The sequence below is a fragment of the Streptomyces sp. NPDC002867 genome (genome assembly GCF_053591895.1).
The window spans coordinates 38,667-59,051 of record NZ_JBSFUR010000013.1 but is presented as its reverse complement, the minus strand read 5'-3'; the positions used below and the strand labels follow the sequence as shown (position 1 = coordinate 59,051).

General features: G+C 70.6%; 13 protein-coding genes and 1 pseudogene. 6 read left to right on the top strand and 8 right to left on the bottom strand.

Features of this window, described 5'->3' with window-relative positions; genetic code table 11:
• Nucleotides 1-131: 131 nt before the first annotated feature.
• Nucleotides 132-3,974, top strand: a complete 3,843-nt coding sequence (locus ACWD0A_RS15285; RefSeq protein WP_451298215.1) for a GH92 family glycosyl hydrolase — start codon at nt 132-134, stop codon at nt 3,972-3,974.
• Between the two features lie 145 nt (nt 3,975-4,119).
• On the top strand, nt 4,120-5,055 hold the full coding sequence (locus ACWD0A_RS15280) for an FG-GAP repeat domain-containing protein (protein ID WP_451298213.1): 936 nt from the start codon (nt 4,120-4,122) through the stop codon (nt 5,053-5,055).
• Between the two features lie 76 nt (nt 5,056-5,131).
• Here the strand turns inward: ACWD0A_RS15280 and acnA are convergent, their stop codons facing one another.
• Entirely contained in the window at nt 5,132-7,849 is a 2,718-nt protein-coding gene (gene acnA / locus ACWD0A_RS15275) for an aconitate hydratase AcnA (protein WP_451298387.1), read from the bottom strand.
• Nucleotides 7,850-8,438: 589 nt separating this feature from the next.
• On the opposite strand from acnA, the gene ACWD0A_RS15270 reads away from it, so the two are divergent.
• The gene (locus ACWD0A_RS15270; RefSeq protein WP_451298211.1) at nt 8,439-9,968 is read left to right on the top strand and encodes a helix-turn-helix domain-containing protein; all 1,530 of its coding nucleotides are present in this window, start codon (nt 8,439-8,441) and stop codon (nt 9,966-9,968) included.
• Nucleotides 9,969-10,029: 61 nt separating this feature from the next.
• On the opposite strand, the pseudogene ACWD0A_RS15265 reads toward ACWD0A_RS15270, so the two are convergent.
• Nucleotides 10,030-10,550 (bottom strand): annotated as a pseudogene (locus tag ACWD0A_RS15265) (Gfo/Idh/MocA family oxidoreductase); the annotation flags it as partial.
• 17 nt (nt 10,551-10,567) lie between these two features.
• Nucleotides 10,568-11,074, bottom strand: coding sequence for a hypothetical protein (locus tag ACWD0A_RS15260; protein ID WP_451298209.1), 507 nt, complete (start codon nt 11,072-11,074; stop codon nt 10,568-10,570).
• Between the two features lie 76 nt (nt 11,075-11,150).
• Here ACWD0A_RS15260 and ACWD0A_RS15255 point away from each other — a divergent pair, with 76 nt between their 5' ends.
• Nucleotides 11,151-11,606 (top strand): SPW repeat protein, encoded by a 456-nt coding sequence (locus ACWD0A_RS15255; RefSeq protein WP_451298207.1) that lies wholly within the window; start codon nt 11,151-11,153, stop codon nt 11,604-11,606.
• Nucleotides 11,607-11,717: 111 nt separating this feature from the next.
• Here ACWD0A_RS15255 and ACWD0A_RS15250 read toward each other — a convergent pair whose 3' ends face one another.
• From ACWD0A_RS15250 to ACWD0A_RS15235, 4 genes are all read right to left on the bottom strand, one after another.
• The gene (locus ACWD0A_RS15250) at nt 11,718-13,196 is read right to left on the bottom strand and encodes an MFS transporter (RefSeq protein WP_451298385.1); all 1,479 of its coding nucleotides are present in this window, start codon (nt 13,194-13,196) and stop codon (nt 11,718-11,720) included.
• Between the two features lie 187 nt (nt 13,197-13,383).
• Nucleotides 13,384-13,572, bottom strand: coding sequence for an alpha/beta fold hydrolase (locus tag ACWD0A_RS15245; RefSeq protein WP_451298205.1), 189 nt, complete (start codon nt 13,570-13,572; stop codon nt 13,384-13,386).
• Between the two features lie 208 nt (nt 13,573-13,780).
• Nucleotides 13,781-14,179, bottom strand: a complete 399-nt coding sequence (locus ACWD0A_RS15240; protein ID WP_307712940.1) for a RidA family protein — start codon at nt 14,177-14,179, stop codon at nt 13,781-13,783.
• Nucleotides 14,176-15,300, bottom strand: a complete 1,125-nt coding sequence (locus ACWD0A_RS15235; RefSeq protein ID WP_451298202.1) for an acyl-CoA dehydrogenase family protein — start codon at nt 15,298-15,300, stop codon at nt 14,176-14,178. The genes ACWD0A_RS15240 and ACWD0A_RS15235 overlap by 4 nt, the downstream gene beginning before the upstream one ends.
• A gap of 133 nt (nt 15,301-15,433) precedes the next feature.
• On the opposite strand from ACWD0A_RS15235, the gene ACWD0A_RS15230 reads away from it, so the two are divergent.
• Together ACWD0A_RS15230 and ACWD0A_RS15225 are read left to right on the top strand one after the other, a co-directional pair.
• A complete protein-coding gene (locus ACWD0A_RS15230) occupies nt 15,434-17,050 on the top strand; it encodes an AMP-binding protein (RefSeq protein WP_451298200.1) in 1,617 nt (538 codons plus the stop codon).
• A 4-nt stretch (nt 17,051-17,054) separates the two neighbouring features.
• A complete protein-coding gene (locus ACWD0A_RS15225) occupies nt 17,055-17,870 on the top strand; it encodes a PaaX family transcriptional regulator (protein WP_451298198.1) in 816 nt (271 codons plus the stop codon).
• Here the strand turns inward: ACWD0A_RS15225 and ACWD0A_RS15220 are convergent, their stop codons facing one another.
• Nucleotides 17,871-20,384: a bifunctional salicylyl-CoA 5-hydroxylase/oxidoreductase gene (locus ACWD0A_RS15220; RefSeq protein ID WP_451298196.1), complete on the bottom strand. Its 2,514-nt coding sequence runs from the start codon at nt 20,382-20,384 to the stop codon at nt 17,871-17,873.
• Nucleotide 20,385: the final 1 nt, after the last annotated feature.

Genomic DNA, 20,385 nt, shown 5'->3' with positions numbered 1-20,385 from the left:
ACACCATATTCCGACCCGCCCGCATCGCCAACACCCTTGACATCGAAGGAAGCTTGGCTCCCTACTGGATCCTGCGCCTCGCGCTTGACAACGTTGTCCAACGCGCCTTTCCCCTGGAGGAATGACCCGGGATGCAGCCCAGAATCCGACCCCGGCAGAGACCAGTCCACGCGGTCACCCTCGCGGTGAGCGCCTCACTCCTCATGTTGACGGCCCCCTCCGCCGCCGTCGCCCTTCCCGCGCAGCCCGGCCAATCCCCCGCCGCGGACCGGGAATTCACGTCGTCCTTCGAAGCGGATGAAAAACAGCCCAATTGGCGTAATACCGTCGAAGTCGGCACCGACGGAAAGAAGCGGTCGTCGGGCGTGGACGGCGGATTCTCGAGCGGAATACCGGGCAATGTCACCGACAAGGTGATCGAACTGCGCGCCAGCGGCGAGAACACCGGCGCCGGCGAGACGAAGGAAAATCTCGTCGACCTCCTGCCGGGCAGCAAGTGGCTCACCTTCGAGCCCACGGGATGGGTCGAGTTCGACACCGACGAGCCGGTCAAGGTCGCCACCTACGCGCTGACGTCCGCCAACGACTTCGCCGAGCGCGACCCCAGGGACTGGACGCTCAAGGGATCGGCCGACGGAAAGACGTGGACCGTCCTCGACACGCGTGCGGGCGAGACGTTCGCCAAGCGCTTCGAGACGAAGACGTACGACATCGGCTCGCCGTCCGAGGTGACGGCGTACGCGCACTACCGCCTGGAGATCACGAAGAACAACGGCGCGTCCGGCATCACCCAGCTCGCGGACGTCCAGTTCTCCAACGGCGACACGAGCACCCCCGTTCCGGACGACATGCGCACCCAGGTCGACCGCGGTCCCAGCGGCTCCCCCACCGCCAAGGCCGGGGCCGGTTTCACCGGCAAGCGGGCGCTGCGGTACGCGGGCACCCACACACCGGACGGCCGCGCCTACTCGTACAACAAGGTCTTCGACGTCGACATCGCCGTGCGGCGCGACACCGAGCTGTCGTACAAGGTCTTCCCGGCCATGGCGGAGACGGACCTCGGCTACCCCGCCACGAACGTGGCCGTGGACCTCGCCTTCACCGACGGCACCTACCTGAGCGACCTGAAGGCCGTCGACTCGCACGGCGGGCTGCTGACCCCCCAGGGCCAGGGCGCCGCCAAGCGGCTGTACGTCAACCAGTGGAACGCCGTCGCCTCCGGCATCGGCACGGTCGCGGCCGGCAAGACCGTCGACCGCGTCCTGGTGGCGTACGACTCCCCCAAGGGGCCGGCGAAGTTCCAGGGCTGGATCGACGACGTCGCGATCAGGCCCAGGGCGCCCGAGAAGCGGCTGGAGCACCTGTCGGACTACGCCTCCACGACACGCGGCACCAACTCCAGCGGTTCCTTCTCCCGCGGCAACACCTTCCCCGCCACCGCGGTCCCGCACGGCTTCAACTTCTGGACGCCGGTCACCAACGCGGGCTCCCAGAGCTGGCTCTACGAGTACGCGCGCGGCAACAACGCGGACAACCTCCCGACCGTGCAGGCGTTCAGCACCAGCCACGAGCCGAGCCCGTGGATGGGCGACCGGCAGACGTTCCAGCTGATGCCGTCCGCCGCGGCGGGCACCCCGGACACCTCGCGCACCGGCCGGGCGCTGCCCTTCCGGCACGAGAACGAGACGGCGCGCCCGCACTACTACGGCGTGACGTTCGAGAACGGCCTCAAGGCCGAGATGACGCCGACCGACCACGCGGCGATGATGCGGTTCACCTACCCCGGTGACGACGCGAGCGTGATCTTCGACAACGTGACCAAGCAAGGCGGTCTCACGCTCGATCCCGCGACCCGGTCCTTCACCGGTTTCTCCGACGTCAAGAGCGGTCTGTCCACGGGTGCCACGCGGCTGTTCGTCCACGGCGTCTTCGACGCGCGGGTCACGGACTCGGCGGCCGACGGCGTCAGCGGCAGGCTCCGCTTCGACGCGGGCGAGGACCGCACGGTGACCCTGCGCATCGCCACCTCGCTGATCAGCGTGGACCAGGCGAAGAAGAACCTCGCCGACGAGATCCCGGCGGGCACCGGCTTCGAGCGCGTCCGCGGCAAGGCGCAGGACGCGTGGGACGACCTGCTGGGCAGGGTCGAGGTCGAAGGCGCCACGCACGACCAGCTGACCACGCTCTACTCCAGCCTGTACCGGCTGTACCTGTACCCGAACTCGGGCTTCGAGAACACCGGCAGCAAGCAGAAGCCCCGGTACCAGTACGCGAGCCCCTTCTCGCCGATGCCCGGGCCCGACACCCCGACCCGGACCGGCGCGAAGATCGTCGACGGCAAGGTGTACGTCAACAACGGCTTCTGGGACACCTACCGCACGACCTGGCCCGCGTACTCCTTCCTGACGCCGAAGAAGGCGGGCGAGCTGGTGGACGGCTTCGTCCAGCAGTACAAGGACGGCGGCTGGATCTCCCGGTGGTCCTCCCCGGGCTACGCGGACCTGATGACCGGCACCAGCTCGGACGTGGCCTTCGCCGACGCCTACGTCAAGGGCGTGGACTTCGACGCGGAGGCGGCGTACGAGGCCGCGCTGAAGAACGCGACCGTGGTCCCGCCGTCGTCGGGCGTGGGCCGCAAGGGCATGGAGACCTCGCCGTTCCTCGGCTACGCCTCCACCGAGACCCACGAGGGCCTGTCGTGGTCGCTGGAGGGCTACCTCAACGACTACGGGCTCGCCGAGATGGGCAAGGCGCTGTACGAGAAGACGAAGAAGGCGCGCTACCGGGAGGAGTCGGAGTACTTCCTGAACCGCGCCCGCAACTACGTCACGCTCTTCGACTCCGAGGCCGGCTTCTTCCAGGGCCGCAACCTCAAGGGCGACTGGCGCGTTCCGTCGGGCCGGTACGACCCGCGGGTGTGGGGCTACGACTACACGGAGACCAACGGCTGGGGCTACGCCTTCACCGCGCCCCAGGACTCGCGCGGTCTCGCCAACCTCTACGGCGGCCGCTCGGGCCTCGGCAAGAAGCTCGACACCTACTTCGCCACGCCCGAGACGGCGTCGCCGGAGTTCGTCGGCTCGTACGGCTCCGTCATCCACGAGATGACCGAGGCGCGCGACGTGCGGATGGGCATGTACGGCCACTCGAACCAAGTGGCCCACCACGTCACCTACATGTACAACGCGGCGTCCCAGCCGTGGAAGACGCAGGAGAAGGTTCGCGAGGTGCTGTCGCGCCTGTACACGGGCAGCGAGATCGGCCAGGGCTACCACGGCGACGAGGACAACGGCGAGCAGTCCGCCTGGTACCTGTTCTCCGCGCTCGGGTTCTACCCGCTGGTGATGGGCAGCGGGGAGTACACCATCGGCTCGCCCCTGTTCACGAAGGCGACCGTGCACCTCGACAACGGACGCGAACTGGTCGTGAAGGCCCCGAGGAACAGCGCGCGGAACATCTACGTGCAGGGCCTGAAGGTCAACGGCGAGAAGTGGGACTCCACGTCACTGCCGCACGAGGTGATCGCCGAGGGCGGCACCCTGGAGTTCGCGATGGGCGCCGAGCCGTCCACGTGGGGCACGGGCAAGGACGCCGCGCCCGTCTCCCTCACCAAGGACGACAAGGTCCCCGCCCCGCGGCACGACATGACCACGGCCGGCGGCCCGCTCCTCGACAACACCTCGCGCACGTCGGCGGCCTTCACGTCGGTCGACCTGCCGGTGGCGCCGGGATCCCGGGCGGTGGAGTACACGCTGACGTCGGCGGCGAAGGACAAGGCGCCGACGGGCTGGGTCCTGCAGGGCTCGGCCGACGGCCGGTCGTGGACGGACCTGGACGAGCGGTCGGGCGAGTCGTTCCGCTGGGACCGGCAGACGCGGGTGTTCACGGTCGAGAGGCCGGGGGCGTACGCGCACTACCGACTGGTGGCCGCGGACGAGGCGTCGCTCGCGGAGGTGGAACTCCTCGGCCGGTAGCGAGGCTCACCTGTCGCGTACAACTCCTTGCGCCACGACACGTATTGATACGTGAACGTCCGGTGGAAGGTCTATGGTGATCCTGTGGCTCGCCTCGCCTCGCGGGGCGAGCCACTTCTGTCGATCCTTCCGTTGGGAGAACTACGTGGCCGAACTTTCTGGCCTCAAGCGCGGCCGGGCACGGGTCCGCCTCGCCGCCGCGGCGACCGCTGTCGCCCTGCTCGTCACCGGCACGGCCGCCGGTGCCGCCTCCGCCGCCGACAGGCCGACTCCGGCGCCCGCCGCCAACGCCGTGAGCACGCCCTCGCCGGGCGGCTCCGCCTTCGGCATCCAAGCCGAGCCCGGCGACGCCCCGGTCAACGCCCTCTACGGCGTCAACTCCCCGGGAGACGTGTACGGTTACCCGCCGAACGGCAGCGGCGGCCTGGACAGCCGCATCTGGAGCGGGGACGGCTGGGACATCATCAAGCACGCCACCCAGGTGGACAACGACGCCGACGGAAACTCCGACGGCTTCTGGCAGATCACCAGCACCGGCGGTGTGTACTACGGCGGCTGGGGCCAGCAGCCCTTCTCCATCGGCTCCGGTTGGCACATCTACAACAAGATGGTCTCGCCCGGCAATCTCGCGGGCGGCGTGGCCGACGACCTGATCGCGCGGGACGGCTCCGGCGCGCTGTGGATCTACCTGGGCTACGGCAACGGCAAGGTCAACACCCGCAAGAAGGTCGGCGGCGGCTGGCAGATCTACAACCAGATCGCCGGCAAGGGCGACCTGACCGGCGACGGCAAGGCCGACATCGTCGCCCGCGACGGCTCCGGCACGCTGTGGCTCTACAAGGGCACCGGCAGCCACACGGCGCCGTTCGCCACCCGCACCAAGATCGGCACGGGCTGGAACCAGTTCAACGCCCTCGTCTCCGTCGGTGACATCGACATCGACGGCCGGACGGACCTGATCGCCCGGGACACGCTCGGCGCCCTCTACCTGTACAAGGGCACCGGCAGCGCGGCGGCCCCGTTCAAGCCCCGCGTGAAGATCGGCACCAGCGGCTGGAACACCTACCGCCTGCTGTTCTGACGGAACGCGAAGGGCCGCACTCCTCGGTGAGGAGTGCGGCCCTTCGGCCTGTCCGCGGCGTCAGCCGCGGCTGTGCTTATCCACGAATGAGGTTGCGCAGCACGTACTGCATGATGCCGCCGTTGCGGTAGTAGTCCGCCTCACCGGGGGTGTCGATGCGGACGACCGCGTCGAACTCCACACCGGTGTCGGTGGTGACCTTGACCGTGCGCGGCGTGGTGCCGTTGTTCAGCTCGGTGACGCCGGAGATGGAGAAGGTCTCCTCACCGGTCAGGCCGAGGGACTCGGCCGAGGCGCCCTCCGGGAACTGGAGCGGCAGGACGCCCATGCCGATGAGGTTCGAGCGGTGGATGCGCTCGTACGACTCGGCGACGACGGCCTTGACGCCGAGGAGCGCGGTGCCCTTGGCGGCCCAGTCGCGGGACGAGCCGGAGCCGTACTCCTTGCCCGCCAGGATCACCAGCGGGACGCCGGCGGCCTGGTAGTTCTGCGAGGCGTCGTAGATGAAGGAGACCGGGCCGCCGTCCTGCGTGAAGTCACGCGTGTAGCCGCCCTCGGTGCCCGGCGCGATCTGGTTGCGCAGGCGGATGTTGGCGAACGTACCGCGGATCATGACCTCGTGGTTGCCGCGGCGCGAGCCGTAGCTGTTGAAGTCGCGGCGCTCGACGCCGTGCTCCGTGAGGTACTTGCCGGCCGGGGTGTCGGCCTTGATGGCGCCGGCCGGGGAGATGTGGTCGGTGGTGACCGAGTCGCCCAGCTTGGCGAGGACGCGCGCGCCGGCGATGTCGGAGACCGGGGTGGTCTCCATCGTCATGCCCTCGAAGTACGGGGGCTTGCGCACGTAGGTGGACTGCGGGTCCCACTCGAAGGTGTTGCCGGTCGGGATCGGCAGCGCCTGCCACTGGGCGTCGCCCGCGAAGACGTCGGAGTAGGACTTGGAGAACATGTCCTCGCCGATGGCGTTGGCGACGACGTCGTTGACCTCGGCCTCGGTCGGCCAGATGTCGGCCAGGTAGACCGGCTTGCCCTCGGTGTCGGTGCCGAGCGCGTCCTTGGTGATGTCCACCTTCATCGAACCGGCGAGGGCGTACGCGACGACCAGCGGCGGGGAGGCGAGGTAGTTCATCTTGACGTCGGGGTTGATCCGGCCCTCGAAGTTGCGGTTGCCGGACAGGACCGAGGTGACCGCGAGGTCGTGGTCGTTGACCGCCTTCGAGACCTCCTCCGGCAGCGGGCCGGAGTTGCCGATGCAGGTGGTGCAGCCGTAGCCGACGAGGTTGAAGCCGACCTTGTCGAGGTAGGGGGTCAGGCCCGCCTTGTCGAAGTAGTCGGTGACGACCTTGGAGCCCGGGGCGAGGGTGGTCTTGACCCACGGCTTGCGGGTCAGGCCCTTCTCGACCGCCTTCTTGGCCACCAGCGCGGCGGCGACCATGACGTACGGGTTCGAGGTGTTGGTGCAGGAGGTGATCGCGGCGACGGTGACGGCGCCGTGGTCGATCGTGTAGGTCGAGCCGTCGGGGGCGGTGACGGTGACCGGGTTGGACGGGGCGCCGTTGGGGGCGACGGCCGGGGCGTCGGAGGCCGGGAAGGACTCCTGGCCCGCCTCGTCCACGCTGTCGACGTAGTTGCGGACGTCCTGCTTGAACTGCTCGGCGGCGTTCGCGAGGACGATACGGTCCTGCGGGCGCTTCGGGCCGGCGATCGAGGGGACGACCGTGGAGAGGTCGAGCTCAAGCTTCTCGGAGAAGTCGGGCTCGGCGGCCGGGTCGAGCCAGAGGCCCTGCTCCTTGGCGTACGCCTCGACGAGCGCGACCTGCTGCTCGGAGCGGCCGGTGAGCTTGAGGTACTTCAGGGTCTCGCCGTCGATCGGGAAGATCGCGGCGGTGGAGCCGAACTCCGGCGACATGTTGCCGATGGTGGCGCGGTTCGCGAGGGAGGTGGCGGCGACGCCCTCACCGTAGAACTCGACGAACTTGCCGACGACGCCGTGCTTGCGCAGCATCTCCGTGATGGTGAGCACGAGGTCGGTGGCGGTGGTGCCGGTGGGCAGCTCACCGGTCAGCTTGAAGCCGACGACGCGCGGGATGAGCATGGAGACCGGCTGGCCGAGCATGGCGGCCTCGGCCTCGATGCCGCCGACGCCCCAGCCGAGCACACCGAGGCCGTTGACCATGGTGGTGTGCGAGTCGGTGCCGACGAGGGTGTCCGGGTACGCCTGGCCGCCTCGGACCATGACGGTGCGGGCCAGGTGCTCGATGTTCACCTGGTGGACGATGCCGGTGCCCGGCGGGACGACCTTGAACTCGTCGAAGGCGGTCTGGCCCCAGCGCAGGAACTGGTAGCGCTCCTTGTTGCGGCCGTACTCGAGCTCGACGTTCTGGCCGAAGGCGTCCGCGGTGCCGAACTTGTCGGCGATGACGGAGTGGTCGATGACCAGCTCGGCCGGGGCCAGCGGGTTGATCTTCGCCGGGTCGCCGCCGAGCTCCTTGACGGCCTCGCGCATGGTGGCGAGGTCGACGACACAGGGAACACCGGTGAAGTCCTGCATGATCACGCGGGCCGGCGTGAACTGGATCTCCTGGCTGGGCTGGGCCTGGGAGTCCCAGTTGCCGAGGGCCCGGATGTGGTCGGCGGTGATGTTCGCGCCGTCCTCGGTGCGGAGCAGGTTCTCCAGGAGGACCTTGAGGCTGTAGGGGAGGCGCGCGGAGCCCTCGACCTTGTCCAGCCTGAAGATCTCGTACGACTCGTCGCCCACGCGCAGCGTGCTGCGGGCGTCGAAGCTGTTCGCCGACACGACAGTCTCCTTCATCAATGTGCGCGTACTACCTCAATGCTGCCGCCACGGCTCCTCGCCGATCCGCTAAGGTAAGGCTTAGTTAGGTAACCCTTACCGATAGGCGGCTTGCGGTACGCCTTCGGCAGATATCTCGATGTCGAGATAACTCTAGTACATGACCGCCGCGCGGTCATGCCCGGACACCCTCCTCCCGGCCGTGGACCAGCCGTCGCGCCGGCCGCCGCACCGGCCGCCGACCGGCCTTCGCGCCGGAGAGGATCTCCGGTACGCGCTCCGCCCCGCGAGGAGGCTCGGCCCCGACGCGCCCCTCGGCACGCAACCGACACTCCGTCAGACGCCGCCCGCACCGCCCGGCCGGCCGAGGCGCCGGCATGGACCGCGCGTCGCGACCTGCGCAGCGACACTCCCCCCGCTGTCGACGCCGACTGCGCGGACGTTTGCGGTATGTTCTGTCAGATTTCGGGCACAAGAGGGTGAACTCCCCTCGAATGCACGCCAACAGGCGAACGGCCACCCCGGAAGGCGGCATCACTCCAACAGCCCATGCCCGTACGATCGCATCTCATATGTGAGATAGCCTCCAGCCATGGCAGACGACTACCTCGTACGTATCGGCAAGCTCATCCGTGACGCCCGTCAGCATCGTGGCTGGACACAGAGTCAGCTTGCCGAGGCGCTCGGCACCAGCCAGAGCGCCGTCAACCGTATCGAGCGCGGCAATCAGAACATCAGCCTTGAGATGATCGCGCGCATCGGTGAGGCGCTCGACAGTGAAATCGTCTCGCTCGGTTACGCGGGGCCCATGCATCTCCGAGTCGTCGGCGGACGCCGTCTCTCCGGTTCCATCGACGTCAAGACGAGCAAGAACGCGTGCGTGGCGCTGCTGTGCGGCTCGCTGCTCAACAAGGGGCGGACCGTGCTGCGGCGCGTAGCCCGCATCGAAGAGGTCTACCGCCTGCTCGAAGTGCTCAACTCGATCGGTGTGCGCACCCGTTGGATCAACGAGGGCATGGACCTCGAGATCGTGCCGCCCGCCGGTCTCGACATGGACTCCATGGACGCCGACGCCGCGCGCCGCACGCGTTCGATCATCATGTTCCTCGGGCCGCTGCTGCACCGGATGGACACGTTCCGCCTGCCGTACGCCGGTGGGTGCGACCTCGGGACCCGGACCATCGAGCCCCACATGATCGCCCTGCGCCGCTTCGGCCTGGACATCACGGCGACCGAGGGCATCTACCACGCCCGGGTGGACCGTTCGACATCGCCGGACCGGCCGATCGTCCTGACCGAGCGCGGCGACACGGTGACCGAGAACGCGCTGCTGGCCGCCGCGCGCCACGACGGCGTGACCGTCATCCGCAACGCCTCCTCCAACTACATGGTCCAGGACCTGTGCTTCTTCCTGGAGGCGCTGGGCGTCAAGGTCGAGGGCATCGGCACCACGACGCTGACCGTGCACGGCGTGCCGAACATCGACGTGGACGTCGACTACTCCCCCTCCGAGGACCCGGTCGAGGCGATGAGCCTGATCGCCGCCGCCGTGGTGACCGAGTCGGAGCTGACGATCCGCCGGGCGCCCATCGAGTTCCTGGAGATCGAGCTGGCGGTCCTGGAGGAGATGGGCCTCGACCACGACCGTTCCGGCGAGTATGCAGCGGACAACGGGCGCACCCGTCTGGTGGACCTGACCGTGCGGCCGTCCAAGCTGGAGGCGCCGATCGACAAGATCCACCCCATGCCGTTCCCCGGCCTGAACATCGACAACGTGCCGTTCTTCGCTGCGATCGCGGCCGTGGCGCAGGGCCAGACGCTGATCCACGACTGGGTCTACGACAACCGTGCGATCTATCTCACGGACCTCAACCGCCTGGGCGGCCGGCTCCAGTTGCTCGACCCGCACCGGGTCCTGGTGGAGGGCCCCACCCGCTGGCGCGCGGCGGAGATGATGTGCCCGCCGGCACTGCGCCCGGCGGTGGTCGTCCTCCTCGCGATGATGGCGGCGGAGGGCACGTCGGTGCTGCGGAACGTGTACGTCATCAACCGGGGGTACGAGGACCTGGCGGAGCGGCTGAACACGGTCGGCGCGCAGATCGAGATCTTCCGGGACATCTGACCCACGCCCCGCACCGATGAGCCCGCGGCCGCCGACGCGCCTCGGTGGCCGCGGGTGTGCGTCAGCGCAGCGGGCCGCTGCCCGCGCCCCCTTGGCCGTTCGTGAGGTAGGCCAGCAGGGCCGGATCCCGTGGGGGCACCTCGTACGTGCGCCCCGGTCGCGCGGGGAGCGGGTCGCCATCACGCCCGCGGCGACGCTCATGCGGGCCGCCACCGGGGAGGTGTCGGTGACGCCGCCCTCCCGCACGAAGCGGCAGAACTCGTCGACGATCCGGGCGTCCGCCCCGCCGTGCGAGCCCTGCGCGTTCGGGGACCCGGTGGACCACGTCGGCGTCGGTGCGGTAGCCGGTCGGGCCGGTGTTCCACACCCGTACCTCGTCGCCCGGGCGGTCTCCGAAGTTCTCCAGCCGGCCCTCGGTGCCGATGACCGTGCAGTTGCGGAAGCAGTCCGGGCTGAAGTGGCGCTGTTGGCAGGCGGCGATCACACCGTTGTCCAGCCGCATGTTCATCACGGAGACGTCCTCGACTCCACGACGTGGTGCAGGTCCCGGCGCCGGGTCTGCGGCCAGTCGTGCGGGTCCTGTTCCGGTAGAGCGGGCGTCACTTGCTCGCGGCGACGGCCTTCTCGTACTCGCGGCGCATGGCGTCGCCGGCGTCCCGGCGCCACTTGGGCAGGACCTCCTTCTTGCAGGAGGAGGGCGGCTTGCGCCCGGCCACGATGTCCTTGACGGCGTTGTACAGGTCGTCGGAGGACGAGGCGCCCTTGTGGGCGAACGTGTTGGAGAAGAACCCGTTCGTCGGGTCGATCCTTCCGATCTTCATCAGCTCGGTCTCGGTGGCGTGGATCGAGCGGGTGACGTCCGGCTTGCCCGGCAGGTAGAGCGTCTGCGGGGCTTCATGCCGGCGAGTTCCGGCCTGGTCGGCGACATCGGCGGCGCAGCTCGCCAGACCGACGGCGAAGCCGCGGGCGCGGATGGGCGGACTGCCCGCGAGAGCCGGTAACGCAACGATGTGGACGTCGGCCGGGCATCCGGCGGGAGCGACGACAGGCCTTCGGCGTGAGGAGCTCCGGCGCGGTGCCCGTGGGGCCGGACACCAGGAAGTCACCCATTGACCTCGCGGTCCGACAGGCGTTCCATGGACATAAAGGACAGATAAGGCTGCTGGCAGGAGGCGGCCCACCATGACCACCCGTTCAGACATCACACAACACCCGGACCTGGCCGAGATGCGTTCCCGCTTCGAGCGGGCGACGACCAATCCCGCGGCCCAGGCCGTCGAAGCCCTGGCAATACTGACCGGCGTCTACCTGGCGGCATCGCCGTGGATAGCCGGATTCAGCGGCCTCACCGCCCTCGCGGTGACCAACCTGATCCTCGGTATCGCCTACGCAGCCTGCATGGGCGGCCTGGGATCGGCGTACGAACGCACCCATGCCATGGCATGGGCAGGATGCGCCATAGGCGCCTTCACGATCATCGCGCCGTGGCTCGTCGCCGGAAACGTCGACACCACGCGGACCGTCGTCAACAACGTGATCGTCGGCGTTGTCGCCCTGCTCTGCGCCCTGGCCATGGCAGTCGGTGCCCGGGGCGAGCGCGGACGCGGACGCAGCCTAGGTCCCTCTGCGATGAGCTGAGCCTGTCGCGACCACTCGGATGAGGGCCCCGGCACGAGGATGTGCCGGGGCCCTCGCACGGGCCGTACGAGGCTCCGGCCGCCGGTCCTGACCGGGGCGGCCCCCGGAGGCTCAGGGCCCGGGCTTCACCCCGCCCTTGAGGCGTTCCAGGTCGTCGGGGCGGACCTGGATGACGAGCAGCGCGAGCACCGCGGCGACGGCGGTGAAGGCGGCGGCCACGATGAAGGCGGCGGACACACCGGAGGTCAGGATCTCGTCGCTCCACGGCGCCGGCAGCTGCCCGGTGCGCTCGAAACGGATCCGTTCCGCCGGTGTCGCCTGGGCCATGAAGCGGGGGATCTGGTCCTTGGCCTCGTTGGTGCTCGCCGTGCCGAAGACCGTGACCAGGATGGACAGTCCGAGGGAACCGCCCACCTGCTGCGTGGTGTTCAGCAGGCCGGAAGCCGCACCGGACTCGTGCATCGGGACCCGGGAGAGCGCCATCAGGGTGATCGAGACGAATTGCATGCCCATGCCGAGACTGAAGACCAGCATCGGCCCCAGGACGCTGCCGGCGTACGTGGAGTGGACGTCGGTCAGTGTCAGCCACGCCAGCCCGGCCGCGGCCAGGAGCGCACCGGTCACCATGAACGGCTTCGGGCCGTATTTCGGCAGCAGGTGCGAGGCGAGTCCGGCGCCGACCGCGATCACGGCGCTGACCGGCAGGAAGGCGAGCCCGGCCTGGAGAGGGCTGAAGTCCAGCACGTTCTGGACGAAGAGGGTGAGGAAGAAGAACATCCCGAAGATCGCCGCCGCGAGGCACAGCATGATGCTGTACGTGCCCGCCCGGTTGCGGTCGGCGAACATGTGCAGCGGGGTGATCGGCTGCTTCGAACGCCGCTCGACGGTGACGAAGGCGGCGAGCATCACCAGGGCCGCCCCGAAGGACGCCAGGGTGAGCGCGTCGCGCCAGCCCTCCTGCGCCGCGCGGATGAACCCGTAGACGAGCGCCGCCATGCCGAGGGTGGAGGTCAGGGCGCCGAGGAGGTCGAAGTGGCCCGGGTGCCGCTCGGACTCCTTGATCCAGCGCGGTGCGGCGATCGCGATCAGCAGACCTATCGGCACGTTGACGAACAGCACCCAGCGCCAGTCGAGCCATTCGACGAGCATGCCGCCCGCCAGCAGGCCGATCGCGCCGCCGCCGGCCGAGACGGCCGCGAAGACGCCGAAGGCCCGGTTGCGCTCCGGGCCCTCCTTGAAGGTGGTGCTGATCAGCGCCAGCGAGGTGGGAGAGGCGATCGCGCCGCCGACGCCTTGGAGGGCACGGGCGGCGAGGAGCTGTCCGGCGTTCTGCGCCAGCCCGCCGAGCAGCGAGGCGACGACGAACAGCAGGATGCCGGAGACGAACACCCGGCGACGGCCCAGGATGTCACCGGCGCGCCCGCCGAGCAGCAGCAGCCCGCCGAAGGTCAGCGTGTAGGCGTTGAGCACCCACGACAGGGTGGTGGTGGAGAAGTCCAGCGAGGTCTGGATGTGCGGCAGGGCGATGTTCACGATGGTGATGTCGAGGACCACCATCAGCTGGCAGGAGGCGATGACCAGAAGTGCCATCCCGTTTCCGCCGCCGCCCTTGTCGGGGGTGCTGTCCGAGAGGGCTGGTGTCGGCTGCGGGGTCGTCATGGCGCATCGTGCCTCTGTGGTGGGGAATCCTGTGCGGATATCACCCGTTCGGCAGGTTTGAAGCGGTTCAGTCCACTGTTTCGACGTTAAGCCCGGCCCTTGGGGGGTCACCACTCGATCATGGGCGGTCACCGGCCCGTTCGGCGACGAAGGACCGCAGTGCGGAGGCCAGTTTCTCCGGTTGGTCCTCCGCCACCAGCGTGCAGCTGTCCTCGATCTCCAACAGCCCTCCGCGCGGCAGCAGTTCGGCCAGCCGGCGGCCGTGCTCGCGCGGCATCATGCGGTCGTCGGCCGCCCAGACCACCATGGCCGGCCTGTCGAAGGAGGACAGTTCCTCGGCCGCTTCGAGCAGTGTCCGGGACCGGGTGCTTCACGAGGGCGCCGATGCCGATCGGCAGCCTGCGCAACGCCTCGAGCCCCAGCACCCTCACCATCAGCGCGATGCCGCCGGGCACCTTGCAGACAAGGGAGATCATCGTGCCGGGGACGCCGGGCGGGGGGACGCGGGGTCGCCGTCAGGGCAGTACGGCCGTTCCGTCCACCTCGACCAGGCAGGCGTCGTCCCACAGCCTGACCACGCCGATCACGGCCATCGCCGGGTAGTCGCGGCCCGCCAGACGGCGCCAGATGCGGCCCAGTTCGACGACGTGCGCCCGGTAGTCGGCCACGTCGGTGGCGTAGACGGTGACGCGGGCGAGGTCGTGCGGAGTGCCGCCGGCCGCGGCGAGAGCGGCGAGCAGGTTGGTCAGGGCCGTCTCGAACTGCTCGGGCAGCGTGGTCCCCACGACCTTGCCGTCGGTGTCCAGAGCGGTCTGCCCGGCCAGGAACACCAGCCGCGTACCGGACGCGGTGACGGCGTGGGAGAAACCGGTGGGGGGCGACAGCTCCGCCGGGTTGTGCCGTTGCAGGCTCATCGGGCCGCCTCCTCGGCGTACAGCTCCTTGGCGATGATCGTGCGCTGGACCTCGGTCGCGCCCTCGTAGATCCGGGGGGCGCGGACCTCTCGGTAGAGGTGTTCGAGCAGGTGGCCGCGCTGGAGGGCGCGGGCGCCGTGCAGTTGGACGGCCGAGTCGACGACGTACTGGGCGGTCTCGGTCGCGAGCAGTTTGGCCATCGCGGACCGCGTCGGCACGTCGGCCGCCCCCTCGTCGTACGCGCAGGCCGCCGCGTACACCATCAGGCGGGCGGCCTCGGTACGGGTGGCCATCTCGGCGACCGTGTGGGCCACCGACTGCAGGTCGCCCAGCGTGCCGCCGAAGGCCCTGCGGTGCGCGGTGTGCGTGAGGGTCGCGTCCAGGGCGGCGCGCGCCATGCCCACCGCGAACGCTCCGACACTGGGCCGGAAGAGGTTGAGCGTGTTCATCGCGACGCGGAAGCCGCGGTCCGGCTCGCCGAGCAGGTCGTCGGCGGTCACGGGGACGTCGTCGAAGGCCAGGGCACCGATCGGGTGCGGGGAGAGCATGTCGAGCGGCGTGCCGCTCAGTCCGGGACGGTCGGCGGGGACGAGGAACGCGGTGACGCCGCGGGCTCCCGCGCCTTCGGTGGTCCGTGCGAAGACGGAGTAGAAGTCGGCCTCCGGTGCATTGGAGATCCAGCGCTTCTCGCCGCTCAGGCGCCAGCCGCGGCCGTCGGGCACCGCCTTCAGCGTGAGCGCGGCGGCGTCCGAACCGGCGTCGGGCTCGCTCAGCGCGAAGGCCGCGACGGCCCGTCCGGCGACAACCTCGGGCAGCCAGCGCCGGCGCTGCTCCTCGGTACCCGCCTGGACGAGGGGAAAGGTGCCGAGGCCCTGGAGCGCGAGGGCGGTCTCGGCCTCCGTGCAGCCGTACGCCAGGGACTCGCGCAGCAGGCACAGTTCGAGGGCGCCTGCCGTGAAGAGGCGCTCCAGCAGGCCGAGTTCGCCGAGGGCGGTCACCAAGGGGCGGTTGACGTGGCCCGGTTCGCCCTTCTCGGCGAGCGGAGCCAATCGGGTCACGGCCGTGGCGCGCAGCTCGGCGCACCAGGCGGTCTGTACCGGATCAAGTGAGAATACGGGCATTCGCTCCCCACTTCGGACGGCCGGAGGCGCGGGGTACTCCCCGGCGAAAAGCACAGTATCGCGCACCGTTGACTGTCGTCACCATCACGATACGCTCGTTTCGCGACCCCACCACCAGAAGAGGGGCGAACCCATGGAGCTGACACCCTCGGCCCACCTGGACACCTTCGCGCGCGACCATCTGCCGCCCGGCGGGGAGTGGCCGGACATCCTCTTCGACCTGCCCTCGCTCCAGTACCCGCGGCGCCTCAACTGCGCTGCGGAGCTCCTGGACGGCACGATCGGGCGCCACGGCGCGGGCCGGCCCGTCTTCCGTACCGGCGAGGGCGCGGTCTGGACGTACGGTGAGCTGCGCGAACAGGTCGACCGCATCGCACACGTCCTCACCTCCGAACTGGGCGTGGTCCCCGGCAACCGGGTCCTGCTGCGCGGGCCGACCACCCCTCATCTCGCGGCCTGCTGGCTCGCCGTCCTCAAGGCGGGCGCCGTAGCGGTCACCGTTCTGGCCCAGCAGCGGTCGAAGGAACTGGCCACGGTGTGCGAGATCGCGCGGGCCGGCCACGCCCTGTGCGACATCCGGTCGGTCGACGACCTGGTCAAGGCCGAGGTGCCGGGGCTGCGGATCACCACGTACGGCGGTGACGCGCCCGACGACCTGCTGCGGCGGGCCGCGGCGCGGCCCCCCGAGCCGTACGAGGCTGTCGCGACGGCGGCCGACGACGTGGCGCTGATCGCCTTCACCTCCGGGACCACGGGCCGTCCCAAAGGGTGCATGCACTTCCACCGGGACGTCCTCGCGATCGCCGACACCTTCTCGGCCCACGTGCTGCGGCCCCATGCGGACGACGTGTTCGGGGGCAGTCCTCCGCTGGGGTTCACCTTCGGCCTCGGCGGGCTCCTGGTGTTCCCGATGCGGGCCGGGGCGTCCACGCTGCTGCTGGAACAGGCCGGTCCCCTTCAGCTGTTGCCGGCCGTCGCGGAGCACCGGGTGTCGGTCCTGTTCACGGCGCCCACCGCCTACCGCGTGATGCTGGACCACCTCGACGGGCACGACATCCGCTCACTGCGGCGCTGCGTGTCGGCCGGTGAGAACCTGCCCGCGGCCACCTGGCAGTCCTGGCACGAGCGGACGGGTGTGCGCCTCATCAACGGCATCGGCGCCACCGAACTGCTGCACATCTTCATCTCCGCGGCCGACGACGCGATCCGGCCGGGCACCACCGGGGCCCCCGTGCCGGGCTGGCAGGCGCGCGTGGTGGACGCACAGGGCGACCCGCTGCCCGACGGCGAGCCGGGGCTGCTGGCCGTGCGCGGCCCGGTCGGCTGCCGCTACCTGTCCGACCCGCGGCAGACCGAGTACGTCCGGGGCGGCTGGAACATCACGGGCGACACCTACGTGCGCGAGCCGGACGGCTGGTTCCGCTACGTCGCCCGCGCCGACGACATGATCATCTCGGCCGGTTACAACATCGCGGGTCCCGAGGTGGAGGACGCCCTGCTGCACCACCCGGACGTGGCCGAGGCGGCGGTCGTCGGACGCCCGGACGAGCTGCGCGGCCAGATCGTGGTCGCCTACGTGGTGCTGCGCGAGGGCGCGGTGCGGGGCGACGGTACGGCCGAGGCGCTGACCGCGTCGGTCAAGCAGCGCCTCGCGCCGTTCAAGTGCCCGCGCGAGATCGTCTTCCTCGACGCCCTGCCGCGTACACCGACCGGCAAGCTGCAGCGGTTCCGCCTGCGCGCTCTAGAGTGATCGCGTGGCCGAGCAGCACACCCCGCGATCCCTGATCGTCACCCTGTACGGCGCCTACGGGCGCGAGCACACGGGCTCCCTCGCCGTGGCCGAGCTCATCCGGCTGCTGGGCGCCCTCGGCGTGGACGCCCCGTCGGTGCGCTCCTCCGTGTCCCGGCTCAAGCGCCGGGGTCTGCTGGTGCCCGAGCGCACCGAGGACGGCGCCGCCGGTTACGCCCTGTCCGCCGACGCCCGCCAGCTCCTCGACGACGGCGACCGGCGGATCTACGCGGGCTCGTCGGCCGACCTCGCGGACGGCTGGGTCATCGCCGTGTTCTCGGTGCCCGAGGCGGAACGTCACAAGCGCCATCTGCTGCGCTCCCGGCTGGTCAGGCTGGGCTTCGGGGCTGCGGCTCCGGGCGTGTGGATCGCTCCTGCCCGCCTGTTCGACGAGACGCAGCACACCCTGCGCCGCCTCCAGCTCGACACGTACGTGGACCTGTTCCGCGGCGAGCACCTCGGCTTCACCCCGACGGCGGAGGCGGTCTCGCGCTGGTGGGACCTGGCGGCGATCGCCAAGCAGCACGAGGAGTTCCTCGATCTGCACGAGCCGGTGCTGCGCTCCTGGGAGGCCCGGGAGGACACACCGGCCGAGGACGCCTACCGGGACTACCTGCCGGCCCTGGACTCCTGGCGCCGGCTGCCGTACGCGGACCCGGGACTGCCCGCCGAGCTGCTGCCCCAGGGCTGGCCGGGCGGACGCTCGGCGGACGTGTTCGCCCGGCTGCACGCGCGGCTGCGGGACGCCGGGGCGGCGTTCGTGCTCGGCGACAGGGCTTGATCAGCCGAGCGTGAGCCGGGGCCTGGGCGCGTCGGTGCGGCCGGTCGGGGGCTTGCGGCTGCCCGCGCGGTACGGGAGCGGCCAGGGGGCCGCGTCGCCCTGGTAGTCCTGGTCGGCCGCCGCGTGCAGGGTCCAGTGGGGGTCGTAGAGGTGGGGTCTGGCCAGGGCACAGAGGTCGGCCCGGCCCGCGAGCAGGATCGAGTTGACGTCGTCCCAGGAGGAGATGGCGCCCACCGCGATGACCGGCACGCCCGCCTCGTTGCGGATGCGGTCCGCGTACGGGGTCTGGTAGGAGCGGCCGTACTCGGGACGTTCGTCGGGTACGACCTGGCCGGTGGAGACGTCGATGGCGTCGGCTCCGTGGGCGGCGAAGGCGCGGGCGACGGCCACGGAGTCCTCGGCGGTGGTGCCGCCGTCCGCCCAGTCGGTGGCGGAGACGCGGACGGTCATGGGCCGCTCCTCGGGCCAGATCTCCCGCACGGCGTCGAAGACTTCGAGAGGGAAGCGCAGCCGGTTCTCCAGGGAACCGCCGTAGGCGTCCGTGCGGTGGTTGGTCAGCGGCGAGAGGAAGCCGGAGAGCAGGTAGCCGTGCGCGCAGTGGAGTTCGAGGAGGTCGAAGCCGCTGCGTGCGGCGCGGCGGGCGGCTGCGGCGAACTGCGCCCGGATCTCGGCCAGTCCGGCGCGGTCGAGCGCGTGCGGGATCTGGTTGACGCCGTGCCTGTACGGGATCGGGGAGGCGGCGGACACAGGCCAGTTGCCCTGTTCCAGGGGCTGGTCGATGCCTTCCCACATGAGCTTGGTGGAGCCCTTGCGGCCGGAGTGGCCGAGCTGGACGCCGATCGCTGCGCCCGGGGCCCGTTGGTGGACGAAGTCGGTGACGCGGCGCCAGGCGGCGGCCTGTTCGGGGGTGTAGAGCCCGGTGCAGCCCGGGGTGATCCGGCCCTCGGGGCTCACGCACACCATCTCGGTCATCACCAGGCCCGCGCCGCCCAGTGCGCGGGCGCCGAGGTGGACGAGGTGGAAGTCGCCGGGGAGTCCGTCCTCGGCAACGTACAGGTCCATGGGCGAGACGACGACGCGGTTGCGCAGAGTCAGTCCGCGCAGGCGGAAGGGGGTGAACATCGGCGGTGTGCCCGGTGGGCAGCCGAAGTCACGCTCGACGGCCCCGGTGAATGCGGGGTCGCGCAGCCGCAGGTTGTCGTGGGTCACGCGGCGGCTGCGGGTGAGGAGGTTGAAGGCGAACTGCCGGGGAGGCTGGTCGAGGTAGGTCGCGAGCTCCTCGAACCAGCGCAGGCTCGCGGCCGCCGCCCGCTGGGTGGACTCGACGACGGGGCGGCGCTCGCTCTCGTACGCGGCGAGGGCCGCGGGCAGGTCGGGCTGCTCCTGGACGCAGGCGACGAGGGCGAGTGCGTCCTCGACGGCGAGCTTGGTGCCCGAGCCGATGGAGAAGTGCGCGGTGTGGGCGGCGTCGCCGAGGAGCACGGTGTTGCCGTGCGACCAGCGGTCGTTGACGACGGTGCGGAAGGCGATCCAGGCGGAGGAGTTGCCGCGCAGGGGGCGGCCGTCGAGCGCCTCGGCGAAGACCTTGGCGCAGCGGGCGGCGGACTCCTGCTCGCCGAGTTCGTCGAAGCCCGCGGCGCGCCAGACCTCCTCGCGCATCTCGACGATGACGGTGGAGGCGTCGGTGGAGAACGGGTAGCCGTGCAGCTGCATGACGCCGTACTCGGTCTCGGCGACCTCGAACCGGAAGGAGGGGAAGGCGAAGTCGGCGGCGAGCCAGATGTAGCGGCAGCGGTGAGTGGTGATCCGGGACCCGAAGACGTCGGCGTGGGCGTCGCGGGTCGCGCTGTGGACACCGTCGGCGGCGATGACGAGGTCGTGGCCGGCGGCGAGTTCTGCGGCGGGCGGCGCGGGGGTGCGGAAGCGGAGGCGGACGCCGAGGGACGCGCAGCGCTCGTGGAGGATCTCCAGCAGGCGGCGCCGGCCGAGGGCGGCGAAGCCGTGCCCGCCGGAGGTGAGCGTGTGTCCGCGGTGGACGATGTCGATGTCGTCCCAGCGGACGAACTCGTCCTGCAGGGCGCCGTAGACCACGGGGTCGGCGTGCTCGATGCCGCCGAGCGTCTCGTCGGAGAGGACGACGCCGAAGCCGAAGGTGTCGTCGGGCGCGTTGCGTTCGTAGACGGTGATGTCGCGGGCCGGGTCGAGCCGCTTGAGCAGCGCGGCGGCGTACAGCCCGCCGGGCCCGCCGCCGATGACGGCGACGCGCAGGGGGTGCCCGTCCGACGGGACGGGGCGCCCCTGGGGCGCGTCGGCGTGCGGAGCGCCGGACACGGGCGTGGCGCGGGCTGGGCCCGGTCCCGGCGCCGACGGCGGCACGGGGGCGGCGGCGTCGGCGTCGGCTGCCGCGGCGAGGAGCGGGCGGGGGGATGTCTCGGGGGCGACGGCGTCACCCGCCCCGGCGAAGAGCGGGCCGCCGGGGGACGGGCCGGGGCCGGGGAACGGGGCGGGGGCCATG

Excerpts from the sequence above, each read along its gene's own strand:
- ACWD0A_RS15285 (WP_451298215.1), top strand. The coding sequence starts at position 132 with ATGCAGCCCAGAATCCGACCCCGGCAGAGACCAGTCCACGCGGTCACC.
- ACWD0A_RS15270 (WP_451298211.1), top strand. The coding sequence starts at position 8,439 with ATGGCAGACGACTACCTCGTACGTATCGGCAAGCTCATCCGTGACGCC.
- ACWD0A_RS15255 (WP_451298207.1), top strand. The coding sequence starts at position 11,151 with ATGACCACCCGTTCAGACATCACACAACACCCGGACCTGGCCGAGATG.
- ACWD0A_RS15250 (WP_451298385.1), bottom strand. The coding sequence starts at position 13,196 with ATGGCACTTCTGGTCATCGCCTCCTGCCAGCTGATGGTGGTCCTCGAC.
- ACWD0A_RS15245 (WP_451298205.1), bottom strand. The coding sequence starts at position 13,572 with ATGGTGGTCTGGGCGGCCGACGACCGCATGATGCCGCGCGAGCACGGC.
- ACWD0A_RS15240 (WP_307712940.1), bottom strand. The coding sequence starts at position 14,179 with ATGAGCCTGCAACGGCACAACCCGGCGGAGCTGTCGCCCCCCACCGGT.
- ACWD0A_RS15235 (WP_451298202.1), bottom strand. The coding sequence starts at position 15,300 with ATGCCCGTATTCTCACTTGATCCGGTACAGACCGCCTGGTGCGCCGAG.
- ACWD0A_RS15230 (WP_451298200.1), top strand. The coding sequence starts at position 15,434 with ATGGAGCTGACACCCTCGGCCCACCTGGACACCTTCGCGCGCGACCAT.
- ACWD0A_RS15220 (WP_451298196.1), bottom strand. The coding sequence starts at position 20,384 with ATGGCCCCCGCCCCGTTCCCCGGCCCCGGCCCGTCCCCCGGCGGCCCG.